This window comes from Nocardiopsis sp. NPDC006198, assembly GCF_040613895.1.
Taxonomy (GTDB): domain Bacteria; phylum Actinomycetota; class Actinomycetes; order Streptosporangiales; family Streptosporangiaceae; genus Nocardiopsis; species Nocardiopsis tropica.
The window spans coordinates 160,998-176,303 of the sequence record NZ_JBEXSY010000007.1 but is presented as its reverse complement, the minus strand read 5'-3'; the positions used below and the strand labels follow the sequence as shown (position 1 = coordinate 176,303).

Here is a 15,306-nt window from a genome sequence, read left to right as displayed (position 1 = left end):
GGTTTCGGACAGGGCTCGCACGGGCGAGACGGGGTCCGGTACAGCGGGAACGCTGAGGCTTCCCTGGGTCGACCGCGGTACGGCGACGCCGGCGGAGCCGCACGGTGCCGGAGGGGCGACAGGGGTGTCGCCGCTGGGCAGCGGGTGCGGCGGTGCTCGGACGCGGGCGTCTGGCGCGGATCTACAGGAAGATGTACAGCCTCATGTGCAAGACGGTACGTCTCGTTTTGCCTGGCGTCAAGTGTGCTTTCGGTGAGACGGGGATCACTCTCGGTCGGCGCTTCGGGCCCTATATGCGGTCGACCGGATTCTGATTAATTGCCAAACCGTTTTAGTGGCGGAGTGGCGTTGTCCGGTTCGGGGGCCGGTTCCGGGACGCGTGAAGGGGCCGCCCCCGCAGGGGCGGCCCCTTCACGACACTCGCTCTTCATGAACTCCGGAGCACTCGCCGCGGTGGCGAAGGGCTCACTCGACGGTCGCTCGTGCGGCTACAGCCAGCGGGCCTCCGGGCGGGTCCGACCGTTGTGGTCGGTGACCAGCACCCAGTGCATGATCGGGTATTCGGACGCGATGGCGTCGGCGTCCTCGCGCGGTTGCGGGACGTGCACGGGCTCGGGCGTAAGGCCGGAGAGACGGCGGGTCGCAGCCGCGGGGCGGATACGCCGACGGGGCGTCGCGGAGCGAGTGGGGTGTGGTGCACGGTCTGTCCAGCGCGCCATGGGCCCTCCTCGTTTCCGTATCAGATGTTATGAGTTAACCCTATGTTCACCTTCGCGTCAATTCGATTGGCTTGCGAAGGTTCGAGCCCGCTGGGTAGGGATGCCGTGTTGCGGATCTGTGGGGTGTTCTTCCCCCTGCAGGCATCCTCCCATGTCAGGGGGGTGTGGGTGGTCCGCCGACGCGCAGGTGGCCGCGGTGTGGGGGCAGGGAAGTGTGGCCCCGAGGCAAGGTGAACGGAAGGTGAACAAGGGGCGAATCGGGCGGGGTGACCCTGCCCTCCGGGGGCCGCGGTCGGCGCGCGGGGGCCGGGAGCACGACGAAGGGCATCCGCCCTCGGCGGATGCCCCGTGACGGTGGTCGGGACCTGCGGCGGCTCACTCCTTGAAGATGAGCCCCACGACCTCCAGGTAGAGCTGTTCCGGGTACGGGATGAAGGAGATCCGGCTCAGGGCCTGGTCCTGACCGGCGGACTCCATCACGAAGGTGCCGTAGCCGAGGAAGCGGCCCACCAGGGTCCGCTCGAACCTCATGTCCGTGACCTTGCCCAGCGGCATCATGTTGACCTGTCGGGTGATCAGCCCCGTGGTCAGCAGGAGGCGCGCCGACGTGATGACGAAGTAGTCCACGGACCACTCCGCGACCCGCCAGACGAACCACACCAACACCAGCAGCCACAGCCACCAGATGATCGCCAGAGCCGCGGCGCTGTCCGCGATCTGGGTGTTGCTGATGATGCCGGCGACGATCAACGCACCGAGGACGGCCCCGACCGGTCCGATGAGGACCGCGGGGTGCCGACGGATGGTCACGACGTCCTGCTCGTGCGGCAGAAGGTAGCGGTTGACCGACGCCGGAGCGCTGTTACTCGACGCTACGAGCCGCATGGCACCCGTCCATCCCCACTACGGCAGCAGTGCGTTGACGAAGCGGGACATGGACTCCGCGCCACCCATCAGACCGCCCAACGCGCTCTGGATCACACCAGCGGCGCTTTCAGGTTGCGTGAGCAGATAAAACGCCACGAAACCGATGAGAGCGTAGCCGCCCCATTTCTTCAACTTCGCCACGACTGACTCCCCTTGGAATCCACCTGACCCACCAACCCAGCAGTGATTGTTCCATTGACAATGATGCCCGTAAAGCCTGGGGCGCACCCTCGGCGTGGCGGTATGTCCGGCCTACCGCGCTTGCGGGCTCTGTCCGGTTCCGGTGGTGTTGGTGAACCAGTGTTCGGTCGACCGGAATACGGTCGAAGCCCCTCGCAGGTCAGGGCATTAGGGATGGTTTGTCCGGAGAAGGGAGGGACTTCCCCGGGACCGATTGGTTCCCCGGCCGGAGGCGAGTGACGGTCGGGCCGAAACTCGTGGTTCGTGCGGAGCGGATCCCTAGTGCTGCTCGGCGAAGGCCAGGGCGAGCACCTGGAGGTGCTGCCGGGCGATCCGCTCGACGAGATCGGGGGTGGCCCGGCCCATGACGTCCTCGGCGCCGTGTCTGGCGGCGTCGACGCAACGGGTGACGGTGGAATCGTGGTGGACGCCGGAGAACTCCGCGGACAGTCGGTCGACGACGGAGCCGTAGCGGGGGTCGCGGTCGGTCGAGGGGGAGGGGGTCTCGGGCATCTCACTCCTTGAGGGCCGTGGGGGCTGATGGCGCAGCGTGTGCGGTCGGGGTCTTTGGGTAGTCGACGGAGGGTTGCCTGAACGCCGCGCAGGAAGCGGACACGGGGCCTCCGCTCCGGCGGACCCCGGCCGTGCGGCGTGGTTTCGGTCCGGCTGGCCTTCGCGGTTATGGGTGGTCAGGAACCATGATCACTCTAATCTGTTACGTTCCAATCTCGAAATGAATTCGGCTAATGCAAGCCGTGTCGGCGCTTGCGTCCGGAGGGGTGCGCCACCTGGTCTGACGCGGCTGCCTCAGGGTTCAATGCCCGATTTTCGGTCGATCATTCGTCCGGTGTTCAAAAGAGCCGAAAAAGCGCCCAACCGGTGATCCGGTTGGGCGCTGAGGCTCCTGGGGCCGAGGGGAGGGCTCAGGCGCAGCCGTACAGGCGGTCGCCCGCGTCGCCCAGCCCCGGGAGGATGAACCCGTTCTCGTCCAGGCGCTCGTCCACCGCGGCGGTCACCACGCGCAGGGTGGCACCGTGGTCCGGCGCCAGGGTCTCGGCCAGCTTCTGCTCCACCGCGACCAGTCCCTCGGGGGCGGCGAGCAGGCAGATCGCGGTGACGTGGTCCGCCCCCCTCTCCACCAGGAGCTTGAGCGCGGCGGCCAGGGTGCCGCCGGTGGCCAGCATCGGGTCCAGCACGTAGCACTGGCGGCCGGACAGGTCCTGCGGCAGCCGGTCGGCGTAGGTCGCGGGCTGGAGCGTGTCCTCGTCGCGGGCCATGCCCAGGAAGCCGACCTCCGCGGTCGGGAGCAGGCGGGTCATCCCGTCGAGCATGCCCAGACCCGCGCGCAGGATCGGGACCACGAGGGGCGTGGGACGCGTCAGCTGTGTTCCGGTGGTCTCCACGAGAGGAGTCCTGATGGTGACGTCCGTCACTCGGACGTCGCGGGTCGCCTCGTAGGCGAGCAGGGTCACCAGCTCGTCGGTCAGGCGCCGGAAGGTCGGTGAGTCGGTCCGCACGTCGCGCAGGGTGGTCAGTTTGTGCGCGACCAGGGGATGGTCGACGACCAGGGTTTCCAAGGCGTTCTCCGGGTGAGCTGGGATAACGGGACGGTGGCTGGGGATGGGGGCCCGCCCGAGTCTAACCGCGCGTACCACCCGGAACAGGGCGTCCCGGAGCCGTGCCTGTCACGCGGTGGACCTGCGGGGGCGCCCGTCCGCTCCCGGGGCGGCCCGGCGGAACCGCCGGGGCGGCAGCGCGGGCCCCGTTCTCATGAGAGCGTGGTCCGGACTGACACGGACCGAGGGAGACGGCGGAGCGGGAGTGATCGTTACCATTGCACTCGCGCGGGCGCGGCTCTTCCTCGTCCGCACCGATACACCGGCCGGGTTGGGGTGACGATGACAGTACTCGATCATGGTGACGACGACTCGGGTGACTTCGCGGCGGTCGCGTACAGGGAAGAGGAGTACTGGGACGTCGACCTCCTCCCCGTGACGCTGACGCACGACCTGAAGGGCCTGATCCACGCACTGCGCCAGCAACCGAGCATCAGCGGCTCCCTCGGACTGGTCTCGGTCGGCGACGACTTCTTCATCATCGTGCGGGTCTACGGGGAGGACGTCTCCCTCTTCCTCTCCGACGTCACCGCGTCGGTGGACTGGCAGGTCGCCAGGGACGTCCTCGACTACCTGGACATCGACCTCCCCGACGACGACGACCTCGACCAGGTGCTCCCCGCCGGTGACCTGTCCATCGTCGCCGACCTCGGCCTGGACGAGATGGAGCTCGGCGCCCTCGCGGGCGATCTCGACCTGTACCCCGACGAGGTCCTGGCGAGCGTGTCCGAACGCCTCGGATTCGCACAGTCCTTCCAGCGTGTCCTGGACGGGATGGGGTAAGGGACCCCTGGTAGAACACCCTGGAGAACAGGAGAGCACGCGGTGTCGACCTTCGCAGCTGTCTTCACCCCCAACGGGAAGACATGGCGGGGAACCGAGGTCGAACTCGGGGACGTGGACGTCATCGACGACGTCACCGACCTGATGCTCGACTTCGCCGCAGAGCGGGGCAGCGACAGCGCGCTCCTTCTGGTGGAAGCCGACGACGAGTGGTTCGCCGTCGTGCGCGCCTCGGACGACGGCGGTGAGCCGCGCGTGTACCTCTCGGACGGCCGTGTGGTCCACGACCACCCCGTGGCCTCGGTCCTCTCCGAAGCGGGCGCCCTCGGCGCCCCGCAGCCCTCGGAGAGCGCGGGCGCGCGCCCCAACCCGGTACCGGTGGGCGACGGCGACCTGATCACCGACCTGGGCGTGGACGGCGACGAGCTGCGCTCGCTGTCCGTCGGCAGCGGCGTCCTTCCCGCCGACGTCCTCGCCGTCGTGGCCGAGCGGGCCGGGTTCGGCGACATCCTCGATGCCATGAGGCTGTGACGTGGACGACCGCGGGGTCCTCGACGCCGCGCTGTGGACGGCGGTAGCCGAGGCCGAGCTCGCCCTGGCCACGGGCGACGTCCCGGTGGGGGCGATCGTCCTGGACGCCGCGGGCGCGGTCCTGGGGACGGGGCACAACGAACGCGAGGCGGCGGGCGACCCCACGGCGCACGCCGAGGTGCTGGCCCTGCGGGCCGCGGCCCGCGCACGCGGTGAGTGGCGCCTGAGCGGCTGCACGCTGGTCGTCACCCTCGAGCCCTGCGTGATGTGCGCGGGCGCGACGGTGCTCTCCCGGGTGGACCGCCTGGCCTTCGGCGCGCGGGACGCTAAGGCCGGCGCCGTGGGGTCGGTGTGGGACGTGGTCCGCGACCCGCGGCTCAACCACCGGCCGGAGGTGGTGCCGCCCGACCTGGTCGGCGCGGACGTCGCGGCGAGGTGCGCCGAACTCCTGACCGCGTTCTTCGAGCACCGCCGCGGGGGCCGGGACCGCGGCTGACCGGCCCGCCCCGGAGGACGTCCGGGACGCCGCCGGAACCGCTCGCGCCATCCGGTTTTCCGCACGGCGGAGCATCCGGTAGAGTTGCTCGCGGTGGAGTCGCCTAGTGGCCGATGGCGCCCGCCTCGAAAGCGGGTAAGGGGCAACCCTTCGAGGGTTCAAATCCCTCCTCCACCGCCACCAGCCGCCCCCGGTTCGCCGGGGGCGGTTTTTTCGTCCGCGGGGTCGGTTGATCCGGGCCGGTGCACACACGGTGCACACGGTCGGAGAGACCGGCCTTTCGCGTGTCCGGGGTTCGATCCCCGGGGAGGCTCCGCCAGGATCCTTACGCGGCGGTGGCGGGAGCCTTCACACGGGCCGCGTCCATCGCGTCGGCCACCTCGTCCAGGCGGTCGGGAACAGGTTCCCGTACCGGTCGAGGGTCATCGTGGCGGTCGCGTGCCCGAGCACGGCCTGCACGACCTCGCCGTCCGCGCCGGCCGCGATGGCGAGTGACGCGGCGGCCCGGGTAGCCCAGGTGTTCCTCGGAGGGCGGGTCGGGTTCCACGACGGGTTCGGAGGCAACCTGTTCGGCCACCTCACAGGCCAGGGGTTGCGCGGACGGTTCGGCCCTCGTTGACTTACCGGTGGGCGTCGGCATCAGCCCGCCCGCACAACCACAGAACAGGAGCGCCCCCGATGGCGAGACTCTCCAAGGAGATCTCTCTCCTCCTGAGGACGATTCTGTGCGTGGTCTTGCTGGGTTGGCTCGCTGTCGACGTCATCGTGAAGTGGGGTGGCGACGAAGCCTTGATAGGCGGGTCGGTTATGACGTGGTGGGGCGGCATCATGTGCTCCATCACGCTGGTGTTCCTCGTGGTGGAGTACCGACAACTGCGTTTGGCGAAACGGGCCCAGGAGCCCGCCCCTCCCTCCGAGGCAGAGCCAGCCCCGTAGCCAACTGCCGGCACAACTGGACACACGCACAGAGTGGGATCCCTCGTGACCGTACGCAGTCCCCTTGAACTTCTGGTGCTGAGGGCAGCTGCCGGAATGATGTTCGTCGGTGCTCTGATCATGCTGGTGTGGGCCAGCCCCCTCATGGGGGAGCCGATGTGGCCGCACATGCTGTTCGCCGGAGTCATGTTGGTGTGGGCACCGATGCACTACTGGCTGCTTCGTCGGCACGACCGAGTTCAACGTTCCGTCTCCCCAGCGACGGAGGAGCCCGCCCCGTAGCGATCAGCCATCGCGGTGATGTCCTCGTCCGGACCAAGCATCCCCTCTTGAGCGACCCAGGAGCCCTGACCATGTTCGATCGGTTCACCCAACAGGCGAAGGACGTCACCGTCCTGGCGCGCGAAGAGGCCGTGGAACTCAGGCGCAACCACATCGGCACCGAGCACCTGTTGCTCGGACTGCTGAAGCAGGGAACGGGGATCGCGGCCGGCGTCCTGGGGAGCTTGGGCCTGGACCACGGAACCGTCCGGGCCGAGGTGGTCAGGACCGGTGGTCGTGGACGATGGCGTTTCCGGACCTACCTGCCCTTCTCCCCGGACGCCAGGAAGTCCCTGGAACAGACGCTGTACGAGTCGTTGCAGGTGCGGCACGACTTCATCGACACGGAGCACCTGTTGCTCGGTCTGCTCCACGAGGACCACGGCGCGGCGCTTCCCGTGTTGCGCGGCCTCGGTGTTTCCCCGGAGCTGGTCCGTGAGCAGGTGCACGGAGTATGGGCCCATCTGTCGAAGCAGATCCAGGAGCAGGCGCACGGGCGAGCGGGCTGACCGCCAGGACGATGGGAGCCGTCTTGGGCGGGAGCCTGTTCGGCACCTGCCTGGAGAGCTACGAGAAGGTAGGGGATCAAGCATCCCCTCGTGAGTGATCCAGGAGCCTCGGCCATGTTCGAGCTGTTCAGCCCCCGCGCCCGGCGCGTTGTCGTCTTCGCCCAGGAAGAGGCCAAGAGGTTCAATCACCAGGTGATCGGGCCAGAGCATGTGGTGCTGGGAATCCTGTCGGACGGAGAGGGAGCCGCCGCCGAAACCCTGGTGGGCTTGGGCGTTCGCGACGATGCTGCTGTGATCGAAGTTCTCAAGATCACCAAGCCCAGGAGGGGCGACACGGGTGAGGGTTATCTGCCGTTCTCGTCTGAAGTAACGACGGCCTTTCAGCACGCTGCGACCGAGGTTCGAAGCTCCGGAGCAGACGAACTCGAACCGGAGCATGTTCTTCTGGCGCTGCTGCGTAAGAAGCGAGGAACGGGAGCCAAGTTGCTCCGTGGCCTCGGCATCTCACCTGATGCGGTTCGCGATCAGGTGCGGACGATGATGGCTCAGCCGGCTGAAGAAGCCGGAGAGAGACCCGTGGGCAAGCGGATCGACTACTACGACGACCCCAAGGCTCCGACGGCGAACAGCCTCGTCCCGTCGGTGAACGTGTTCGTGGTCAACGAGCGCGACGAGGTGCTGATGATCCGCCGTACCGACAACGACAACTGGGCCGTCCCTGGCGGTGCGCTGGGTCTGGGCGCTTCCGTGCCCGACGCCGCCGTTCGGAAGACGCTGGAGGTGACCGGCATAACCTGCGTGATCACCGGAACCATCGGCATCTACAGCGACCCGAAGCACATCATCTACTACACGAGCGACGGCGAAGCGCGGCAGGAGTTCTCGCTCGTGTTCGCGGCATATCCGCTCGCGGGTGAGCCCACGCCGAGCGACGAGTCCAGGGAAGTCGTCTGGGTGCCCAAGCACGAGCTGACCGGCTACCGGATGGACCGGTCCATGCGTTTGCGCGTGGAGCACTTCCTTGCCGGAGGGCCGACCTACATCGGGTGAGGGGTCAGCGATCCTCGGCCAGGCGCCGTTCCACGAACCGCACCGACGCCGTCAGCAGCGGCGAGGGGCGGGTTACGGGGAGCGCTCCTGTTCGGCTGCCCCAGAGGAGGGCGCCCAGCGACGGGGAAGCGGTCCTTCGAGCAGTTCTCGCGCGAGCTCCCGCGTCCAGCGAACATGTTCCGCATGTACCGGGCCAGCCGGTGGGAGTTTCCGGCCCTTGGACCAATCGGCCCCTGCCGTGGACGGCGATGACAAGTCCGGTTGCCTCCAGCGCGGAGAGGGCTTGACGGGCCGTCCCCGGGAGACGTCGTACCGGCGGACGAGGGCGGCTTCGCTGGGCAGGGTGCCCCCGGGTGCGAGGTCACCGCTCAACCGTCCCCGGTTCGCCGGGGGCGGTCTTCTCGTCCGCATGTTCGGGGCGGCGGGCCTTCCGGCCGGACCCGGCCGGCCCTCCCCGGCCCGGGGCGCGGGCGGCCCGCCCCGCCGCCCGCGCCCTCCCGCTACGGGGCGGGGGCCGGGCCCGTGCTCCCTCGGGCCGCGAAGGCCGCCGCGGGAGACCACCGCTCCGCGACGGGGAGGCCGTCGGCGCACTCCAGCGCAGACGCGCCGACCTCCGTCCCGTACCGGTAGACGTCCACGCTCACGCTGGTCAGCGCCGGAGAGGACAGGCGGCACAGGGTCGAGTCGTCCCACGCGACCATGCTCACCTGCCCGGGGACGGAGACGCCCATGTCGCGGGCGGCCTCCAGGCCGGAGACGGCCATGACGTCGTTGTCGTACAGGATCGCCGTCGGGGGCCGCTCGCGGCCGAGCAGTTCCCGGGTGAGCCGTGCGCCCTCCTCGTGCGAGTAGTCGCCCTCCAGGACGACGGGGGCGGCGATCCCGGCCCGGCGGCAGCCCTCGGCGAGGGCCGCGGTGCGGGCACGGGTGTGCAGCAGCCGGGCGGGCCCGGACACCCGGGCGATCCGCCGGTGCCCCAGGTCCAGGAGGCGTGCCAGGGCCTCCCGGACCGGGGTCACGTGGTCGGTACGGACCGCCGGGGCGCCCGGGGGGTCGGGCTCCTGGACGCCCGCCAGCACCGCCGGCAGGCCGAGCCCGCGCAGGAGGGCGGGCCTCGCGTCCTCCTCGGCGAGGTTGACCACGACCACCGCGTCGACCAGGCGCCGCTCCGCCCACCGGCGGTAGGTGGCGTCCTCGGCGTCCGCGTCGGTCACCAGGTGCAGCAGGAACGCCATGTCGCGGGCGGCCACGCGCTCCTCGATCCCGGCGACGAACTCCATGAAGAACGGTTCCGCGCTGAGCAGGCGGCGCGGCCGGGCCAGGACCAGCCCGACCGCGCCGACGGGTTCGGGACGGCCCATCAGACCTGTTTCGCCGACGCGTGCGGCGTGTTCGCCGAGCGGAGGACGTGCGCCGTGGTCAGCGAGCGGGGGTCGATCTCCGCCCCGGTCCGCACCGTGAAGCTGTGCGTCTCCCCGGCCAGCAGGTCCACGAGCATGTCGTCCACCTCGGCGTCGCGGGCCGCCCGGTCGGCGAGCACCGAGACGTCGCGGGCGAACGAGGACGCGCGCACGTCCACCCGGTAGCCGCCCGGGACGGGGACCGCCACGGCGGTCAGGGCCTCGGGGTCGTAGGCCAGGTGGCGGTCCTCCCGGAACGTGTGGACGACGCGCACCTCCCCGGACGCGGCCACGAAGACCTCCCGGTCGGGGTCGGCGGGGGCGAGGAGCCGCCGTTCCGGCTCGACCTCGGCGGTCGAGCGGGGCGGCACGGAGATCTGTGCGCTCCCGGTGTGGAGCACCTCGCCCCCGAAGCCCTGGCGCCGCAGGTCGAGGGGGCCCGTCCAGGGTTCGTCGGTGTCGTTGACGGCGATGACGACGAGGCGCCCGTCCCTGGGCTGGACGGTGAGCATGCGGGGCGCGTAGGCGCGGCGGAGCGCGTACCAGAGGGGCTTGAGCCTCTCGTCGCCGTCCACGGCCGCCCAGGAGGTCACCGGCCAGCAGTCGTTGAGCTGCCAGACGAGGGCACCGGAGGTGCGGGGCCACCAGGACCGGAAGTGCTCGATGCCGAAGGCGACCGCGCGGGCCTGGTTGAGCTGGGTGGCCCAGTGCCAGTCCTCGAAGGTGCGCGGGGTGTGCAGGTGGGCCGAGTACCCCCGGTCGAGCTTGCCGTTGCCGTCCTCGGCCTTCTGGTGCAGGAGGAAGGCGGGCGAGGTGGGTGTGAGCGGCTCGTCGTGCACCCAGTCGGTGAGGGTGGTCCAGGTCGGGGGGCCCTGGAAGCCGAACTCGGAGCAGAACCTGGGGACGTGGTCCTGGTAGGCCCGGTAGTCGGTCTGGTTCCAGACGGTCCACTCGTGGCGGGTGCCGTGCGCCTCGGCGTTGGGGTGGACGTCGTCCGGGGCGAACCCGGGGCTGTACGGGCTGCCCGCGGAGTAGAAGCGGGTCGGGTCGAGTTCGGCGACGATCCGGGGGAAGAGGTCGGTGTAGTAGCCGTGGCCCCAGGTGCGGTCGCCGAGCTGCTCCTGCCAGCCCCAGTCCATGAAGCCCCAGAGGTTCTCGTTGCCGCCGTTCCAGAGGGCGAGCGAGGCGTGCGAGGTGAGGCGGGCGACGTTCTCGCGTGCCTCGGCCTCGAACTCGCTCCGCAGCGGCTCCTCCTCCGGGTAGGCCGCGCAGGCGAGGAGGAAGTCCTGCCAGACGAGGACGCCGCGCTCGTCGCAGACGTCGTAGAAGTCCTCGCTCTCGTAGATCCCGCCGCCCCACACGCGCAGCATGTTCATGTGCGCGTCGACGGCCTGATCCACGCGCCGGGCGAGGCGGTCGCGGGTGATCCGGGTGAGGAAGTGGTCGTCGGGGATCCAGTTGGCGCCCTTGACGAAGATCGGCCTGCCGTTGACGGTGACGGTGAAGGGGGTGCCGTGCTCGTCGGGCTCGGTGTCCACGGTGACGGTGCGGAAGCCGATCCGGCGTTCGGCCGTGTCCAGGGCCGCCGGGGCGTCGGAGCCGGCGGAAGCGTCGCCGCCCGGGGCGAGGGTGACGGCCAGGTCGTACAGGGGGTGGTCGCCGTAGCCGACCGGCCACCACAGGCGGGCGTCGGGGACCTCCACCACGACGACGCCGGTGTCGGCGTCCGGGGCCAGGGTCGCGGTGGCCGTGTGCCCGGCGACCTCGGCCGTCAGGGTGAGGGCGGCCGGGGCCTCGGTGAGGGAGCGCTCGACGTCGGCGTGGACCTCGACCCGGCCGACGCCGTCCTCGCCGACGGTGACCAGCGGGCGGACGGAGGCCAGGCGGGCGGTGCTCCAGCGCTCCAGGCGCACGGGCTTCCAGATCCCCGCGGTCTGGAAGTCGGGGCCCCAGTCCCATCCGAAGGAGCAGGCCATCTTGCGGACCATGTTGTACGGGTGGGTGTTGGTGTGGGGGCGCGCGCCGAGTGCGTCGCGGACCTCCTCGGCGTACTCCAGCGCGGGCCGGAACGAGACGGTGAGGTCGTTGGAGCCCTCGCGGAGGACGCGGCCCACGGGGAAGCGGTAGCCGCGGTGCATGTTGGCGGTGGTCCCCAGTTCCACCCCGTTGAGCTCGACGGTGGCCACGGTGTCGAGGCCGTCGAAGGCCAGGTCCACGTGTTCGGAGGGGGCGGCCTGCTCGGCGTCGAAGGTGAGGGTGTAGCGCCAGCCCACGCGGTGGGCCCAGGCCAGCTCGGTCTCGTTGGAGTCGAGGTAGGGGTCCGGGATGAGCCCGGCGGCCAGCAGGTCGAGGTGCGTGCTTCCCGGTACCAGGGCCGGGACGGAGCGCCCCGCGATGTGCTCGGGGACGGTTCCGGTGGCGCTCGTCAGCAGCCAGCCGTCATGCAGGGTGCGGCGGATCATCCTCTGCCTCTCCGGGGGTGTGGGGACGACCGCCCGGGGGAGGCGGGCCGTCGGCGGCCGGGCGCGCCGATGTGCGCCGGACCACTCCGAAGATTCTTACTTCGATGAACTAACTAAGTCAATGGGGTGCGGTGACCCGTCGGAGGAGAGCGGTACGCGCCCCCGCTCGCGGACGGGGCCTGCGCCCCGCCGAGCGGCCCGCGGGCTCCTCCGCGCCGGCCTCCCCGGATGCCCGGTCGCGGGCCGCCTGCCGGGGGCCGGGCGACCGTCCCCCGGGGGAGGGGCGCGTGCGGCGGTACGCTGGTACGCGCCCCGCCGGGGCGCGGCGGCAGGGCCGCCGGGCGTACGCCGAGGCCTTTCCCCGCGCGGACGCCACGGCACGGAAGCGGCGGAGGTTCCCTTGGGCGGTCCATCACGCGCCACCCCCCACACCACGAGCAGGGCGGCGGTCCTCGACGTCATCCGGGCGGCGGGCACCATCAGCCGGGCCGGACTGGTGGCCGCGACCGGGTTCACCGGGGCGACCATCTCCACGGTCGTCCGCGCGCTCATCGACGACGGCCTGGTCCGCGAGACCGGCCGCGCCGAGTCGACCGGGGGCAAGCCGCGCGTGCTGCTCCAGCTCGACCACGGGGCCCGGTACGCCGTCGGTGTGCACCTCGACCCGATGGGCGTCACGTACGCGCTCACCGACCTCACCGGCGCCGTCGTGTCCAGGGTGACCAGGGCCGACGCGGGCGGCGACGACCCCGCCGCGATGGTCGCCCGGACGGCCCGCCAGGTCGACGCGCTGGTCGAGGGGGCCGGGGTGGAGCGCGACCGGGTCCTGGGCGTGGGGCTCGTCTCCGCGACCGGGGGCGCGAGGCCGCTGCCGTCGATGCGGCACTGGGCGCACTTCCCGGTGGCGGAGGAGCTGGAGAGGGCCTGCGGCCTGCCCGTGGTGCCCGGCAACGACGCGACCGCCGCCGCGCTCGGCGAGTACTGGTCCGGAGGCGTCGGCGAGACGTCGGTCTTCGCCGCCGTGTACATGGGGACCGGCATCGGCGCCGGGATCCTGGTCGACGGCATCCCCTACCACGGGGCCAGCGGGAACGCCGGGGAGATCGGGCACGTGTGCCTGGACGTGGACGGCCCGCCGTGCTGGTGCGGCGCGCGCGGGTGCGTCGAGGCGCTCGCCGGGCCCGCCGCGGTGGTGCGTGCCGCGCGTGCGGACGCCGGACTGGCGCGCGCCGCCGAGCTGGGGGCGGCGGAGGCCGACGGCGCGGACGGCGGCCCGACGGACGGCCCCGGGGGCGGCGGGCGCGCGGGGCGGTCCGAGGCGGCGGAGTTCGCCGCCGTGGTCCGGGCCGCGCGTCGCGGCGAGCCGACCGCGCGCGCCCTCCTGGAGCGCTCCGCCCGGTACCTGGCGGCGGCGGTGCGGACGCTGGCCAACGTCATGGACCTGGACCTGCTCGTGCTGACGGGGCCGGGCCTGGCGGTGGCGGGGTCCGTCTACCTGCCCGCGATCAGGTCCGAGCTGGAGGGCGCCTTCTTCGCCCGCGCCAGCCACCCCGTCGAGGTGCGCCTGTCCGCGTCGGCGGCGACGGCCCCCGCGATCGGGGCGGCGACCATGGTCCTGCAGTCGCGGCTGGTGCCGCTGCGGCCGCGCGTGCGCCTGCCCGAGGACCTGTCGGAGTCGGCGGCGCCCGCTCCCCGGTGAGCGGAGGCGGAGCGGGGCGCGTACCGCTCCGCCGGGCGCGTCCGGCCCCGACCCGGGCCGTGCCCCGGCCCCGGTGCGGCCGGGGCGCGGGGACGGCCGCAACGCCGCGACCGCCCGGGGCCTCCGCCGCGGACGCGGCTCAGCCGGCGCCCTCCAGGTCGGCGAGGGCCCGGTCGAGCCAGGTGAGCCAGAAGAGCTCCAGCTCGATCCCGCCCTGGAGCACCAGGCGGTGCACGCGGTCCCGCTCGGTCCCGTGGCCGCGCGCCGCGTCGCGCCTCTCGAACTCCCGGTACTCGGCCAGCCGCTCCCGGTGCAGCGCGCGGTGGCGGCGCAGCTCGTCCACCATGTCCCCGCCGACCCCCACGACGCCCGTCGCGCGCAGGCGCAGCAGCAGGGGGTCGCGGGGCGCGCGCGGGTCCTCGCGCACGCCGACCCACCGCTCCAGCTCCTCCCGGCCCGAGGGCAGGACCTCGTACTCCTTCTTCTGCCCCCGGGTCGGCCCCTCGCCGTCCAGGGCCCTGATCAGCCCCGCCTTCTCGAGCTTGCTCAGCTCCCGGTAGATCTGCTGGTGGGTCGCCGACCAGAAGTACCCGATCGAGCGGTCGAAGCGGCGGGTCAGCTCCAGCCCGGAGGACGGCTTCTCGAGCAGGGCGGTCAGGATCGCGTGGGGCAGGGACATGAGCGCATTCTAGGAAGGCCCGGGGACGTCAGGCGTCGGGCGGAAGGTGGCGGACCCGCACGGTCCCGCCGGTGACGGACGTCTCCAGGGTCTCCAGCCCGGCGGTCGCCGGACCGTGGACGACCGACCCGTCGTCCATGTCGAACTCGCTCCCGTGCCAGGGGCAGCGCAGGCACCCGTCCACGACGGAGCCGTCCGCGAGCGGGGCCCCCATGTGCGTGCACGTCCCCAGCACCGCCCGCACGGCGTCCCCCGTCCGGACCACCACGACCGGCACGTCGCCCAGCGAGGCGCGCACGGGCTCCCCCTCGTCGAACCCGTCGAGCGGGCCGAGGTCGTGCCATCCGCCGGGCACCAGGTCGGTCAGGTGGTCCGCGCTGTTGGCGCCGCCCGCCCGGTAGTAGGCGATGTGTCCCCCGAGGGAGCCGCCGAGGGCGACCGCCCCCATGCCCGCCAGGGCCAGGACCCGCCCCCAGCCCTGGCGGTCACGCGCCCGGGCGAGGGAGGAGGACGCGAACAGCAGGCTCCCCGCGGCGTTCGACGCGGCGTGGACCACGCCCACGCGCTGCTGCCTCTCGTGCTGCTGCGACCAGTCGGCGAGCCCGCTCACCACCGCGGGCAGGGTGGCCAGGAGTCCGGTGTTCACGAGCGCGTGGGCGCTCCGGCGGTGGTCCCCCGGCAGGAGGTCGAGCAGGACCGCCGACATCCACGCGCCGATGGGCAGCTGGACCAGGATCGGGTGGGCCGGGTGCCCGAGCTGCACACCGTTCAGCAGGTCGCGCGCCCGTCCGCGGGGGATGCGACCCGCCACCCGCTTGAACAGGGAGACCGCGGGGTCGAGTCCGTCGTTCCGTTCGATCTTGCGCACGTCTTCACCAAGCCTCATGGTGGGACGGCTACCCCGGTCCCCCGGGTTCACTCGCCGTTCCGGGGGCCCGGGGAGGGCTTGAACCGGATTTTCCCCTGTCCGGACCCGGGTGCGGGTGCCCCGGGCCCGG

Annotated in this window: 18 protein-coding genes, 1 tRNA gene and 1 pseudogene; 10 read left to right on the top strand and 10 right to left on the bottom strand. The window is 71.7% G+C overall.

Annotation, left to right across the window (positions count from 1 at the left end):
* Window positions 1-488 precede the first annotated feature (488 nt).
* The 5 genes from ABZ234_RS07730 to upp all read right to left on the bottom strand — a co-directional run bounded on the left by ABZ234_RS07730 (window position 489) and on the right by upp (window position 3,403).
* A complete protein-coding gene (locus ABZ234_RS07730; protein ID WP_267947325.1) occupies window positions 489-719 on the bottom strand; it encodes a hypothetical protein in 231 nt (76 codons plus the stop codon).
* A 375-nt stretch (window positions 720-1,094) separates the two neighbouring features.
* On the bottom strand, window positions 1,095-1,604 hold the full coding sequence (locus ABZ234_RS07725; protein WP_267947324.1) for a PH domain-containing protein: 510 nt from the start codon (window positions 1,602-1,604) through the stop codon (window positions 1,095-1,097).
* An 18-nt stretch (window positions 1,605-1,622) separates the two neighbouring features.
* Window positions 1,623-1,787, bottom strand: a complete 165-nt coding sequence (locus ABZ234_RS07720) for a hypothetical protein (protein WP_170293704.1) — start codon at window positions 1,785-1,787, stop codon at window positions 1,623-1,625.
* A 318-nt stretch (window positions 1,788-2,105) separates the two neighbouring features.
* Window positions 2,106-2,339 (bottom strand): hypothetical protein, encoded by a 234-nt coding sequence (locus tag ABZ234_RS07715; protein ID WP_355011431.1) that lies wholly within the window; start codon window positions 2,337-2,339, stop codon window positions 2,106-2,108.
* A gap of 410 nt (window positions 2,340-2,749) precedes the next feature.
* Window positions 2,750-3,403 (bottom strand): uracil phosphoribosyltransferase, encoded by a 654-nt coding sequence (gene upp, locus ABZ234_RS07710; RefSeq protein ID WP_267947322.1) that lies wholly within the window; start codon window positions 3,401-3,403, stop codon window positions 2,750-2,752.
* 321 nt (window positions 3,404-3,724) lie between these two features.
* Between upp and ABZ234_RS07705 the strand changes: the two genes are divergently transcribed.
* From ABZ234_RS07705 to ABZ234_RS07690, 4 genes are all read left to right on the top strand, one after another.
* Entirely contained in the window at window positions 3,725-4,225 is a 501-nt protein-coding gene (locus tag ABZ234_RS07705) for a tRNA adenosine deaminase-associated protein (protein ID WP_267947321.1), read from the top strand.
* A gap of 42 nt (window positions 4,226-4,267) precedes the next feature.
* Window positions 4,268-4,756, top strand: a complete 489-nt coding sequence (locus tag ABZ234_RS07700; protein WP_355011430.1) for a tRNA adenosine deaminase-associated protein — start codon at window positions 4,268-4,270, stop codon at window positions 4,754-4,756.
* A 1-nt stretch (window position 4,757) separates the two neighbouring features.
* Window positions 4,758-5,252: a nucleoside deaminase gene (locus tag ABZ234_RS07695; RefSeq protein ID WP_267947319.1), complete on the top strand. Its 495-nt coding sequence runs from the start codon at window positions 4,758-4,760 to the stop codon at window positions 5,250-5,252.
* Window positions 5,253-5,344: 92 nt separating this feature from the next.
* Window positions 5,345-5,432, top strand: a tRNA-Ser gene (locus tag ABZ234_RS07690).
* 168 nt (window positions 5,433-5,600) lie between these two features.
* On the opposite strand, the gene ABZ234_RS07685 is transcribed toward ABZ234_RS07690, so the two are convergent.
* Window positions 5,601-5,816: a hypothetical protein gene (locus ABZ234_RS07685; protein WP_355011429.1), complete on the bottom strand. Its 216-nt coding sequence runs from the start codon at window positions 5,814-5,816 to the stop codon at window positions 5,601-5,603.
* Window positions 5,817-5,930: 114 nt separating this feature from the next.
* Between ABZ234_RS07685 and ABZ234_RS07680 the strand changes: the two genes are divergently transcribed.
* The 5 genes and pseudogenes from ABZ234_RS07680 (at window position 5,931) to ABZ234_RS07660 (ending at window position 8,068) form a co-directional block, all read left to right on the top strand.
* On the top strand, window positions 5,931-6,188 hold the full coding sequence (locus tag ABZ234_RS07680) for a hypothetical protein (RefSeq protein WP_355011428.1): 258 nt from the start codon (window positions 5,931-5,933) through the stop codon (window positions 6,186-6,188).
* Window positions 6,189-6,233: 45 nt separating this feature from the next.
* Window positions 6,234-6,470, top strand: coding sequence for a hypothetical protein (locus ABZ234_RS07675; RefSeq protein WP_355011427.1), 237 nt, complete (start codon window positions 6,234-6,236; stop codon window positions 6,468-6,470).
* A 47-nt stretch (window positions 6,471-6,517) separates the two neighbouring features.
* Complete coding sequence (locus ABZ234_RS07670) at window positions 6,518-7,018, top strand: Clp protease N-terminal domain-containing protein (protein WP_355011426.1); 501 nt, start codon at window positions 6,518-6,520, stop codon at window positions 7,016-7,018.
* Window positions 7,019-7,132: 114 nt separating this feature from the next.
* Window positions 7,133-7,546 (top strand): annotated as a pseudogene (locus tag ABZ234_RS07665) (Clp protease N-terminal domain-containing protein); the annotation flags it as partial.
* Window positions 7,547-7,594: 48 nt separating this feature from the next.
* The gene (locus ABZ234_RS07660) at window positions 7,595-8,068 is read left to right on the top strand and encodes an NUDIX domain-containing protein (RefSeq protein ID WP_355011442.1); all 474 of its coding nucleotides are present in this window, start codon (window positions 7,595-7,597) and stop codon (window positions 8,066-8,068) included.
* Window positions 8,069-8,568: 500 nt separating this feature from the next.
* On the opposite strand, the gene ABZ234_RS07655 is transcribed toward ABZ234_RS07660, so the two are convergent.
* Window positions 8,569-9,429 (bottom strand): substrate-binding domain-containing protein, encoded by an 861-nt coding sequence (locus tag ABZ234_RS07655; protein ID WP_355011425.1) that lies wholly within the window; start codon window positions 9,427-9,429, stop codon window positions 8,569-8,571.
* Window positions 9,429-11,930, bottom strand: coding sequence for a glycoside hydrolase family 2 protein (locus ABZ234_RS07650; protein WP_355011424.1), 2,502 nt, complete (start codon window positions 11,928-11,930; stop codon window positions 9,429-9,431). The genes ABZ234_RS07655 and ABZ234_RS07650 overlap by 1 nt, the downstream gene beginning before the upstream one ends.
* Before the next feature lie 400 nt (window positions 11,931-12,330).
* Here ABZ234_RS07650 and ABZ234_RS07645 point away from each other — a divergent pair, with 400 nt between their 5' ends.
* Window positions 12,331-13,629, top strand: coding sequence for an ROK family transcriptional regulator (locus ABZ234_RS07645; protein WP_355011423.1), 1,299 nt, complete (start codon window positions 12,331-12,333; stop codon window positions 13,627-13,629).
* A gap of 139 nt (window positions 13,630-13,768) precedes the next feature.
* Here ABZ234_RS07645 and ABZ234_RS07640 read toward each other — a convergent pair whose 3' ends face one another.
* Together ABZ234_RS07640 and ABZ234_RS07635 are read right to left on the bottom strand one after the other, a co-directional pair.
* Window positions 13,769-14,308 (bottom strand): PadR family transcriptional regulator, encoded by a 540-nt coding sequence (locus ABZ234_RS07640; RefSeq protein WP_355011422.1) that lies wholly within the window; start codon window positions 14,306-14,308, stop codon window positions 13,769-13,771.
* A gap of 28 nt (window positions 14,309-14,336) precedes the next feature.
* On the bottom strand, window positions 14,337-15,194 hold the full coding sequence (locus ABZ234_RS07635; protein WP_355011421.1) for a Rieske 2Fe-2S domain-containing protein: 858 nt from the start codon (window positions 15,192-15,194) through the stop codon (window positions 14,337-14,339).
* Window positions 15,195-15,306: the final 112 nt, after the last annotated feature.

Bases quoted from the DNA above. Each gene is read 5' to 3' on its own strand.
- ABZ234_RS07730 (WP_267947325.1), bottom strand. From the start codon at position 719: ATGGCGCGCTGGACAGACCGTGCACCACACCCCACTCGCTCCGCGACG.
- ABZ234_RS07725 (WP_267947324.1), bottom strand. From the start codon at position 1,604: ATGCGGCTCGTAGCGTCGAGTAACAGCGCTCCGGCGTCGGTCAACCGC.
- ABZ234_RS07715 (WP_355011431.1), bottom strand. From the start codon at position 2,339: ATGCCCGAGACCCCCTCCCCCTCGACCGACCGCGACCCCCGCTACGGC.
- ABZ234_RS07705 (WP_267947321.1), top strand. From the start codon at position 3,725: ATGACAGTACTCGATCATGGTGACGACGACTCGGGTGACTTCGCGGCG.
- ABZ234_RS07680 (WP_355011428.1), top strand. From the start codon at position 5,931: ATGGCGAGACTCTCCAAGGAGATCTCTCTCCTCCTGAGGACGATTCTG.
- ABZ234_RS07655 (WP_355011425.1), bottom strand. From the start codon at position 9,429: ATGGGCCGTCCCGAACCCGTCGGCGCGGTCGGGCTGGTCCTGGCCCGG.
- ABZ234_RS07650 (WP_355011424.1), bottom strand. From the start codon at position 11,930: ATGATCCGCCGCACCCTGCATGACGGCTGGCTGCTGACGAGCGCCACC.
- ABZ234_RS07640 (WP_355011422.1), bottom strand. From the start codon at position 14,308: ATGTCCCTGCCCCACGCGATCCTGACCGCCCTGCTCGAGAAGCCGTCC.
- ABZ234_RS07635 (WP_355011421.1), bottom strand. From the start codon at position 15,194: ATGAGGCTTGGTGAAGACGTGCGCAAGATCGAACGGAACGACGGACTC.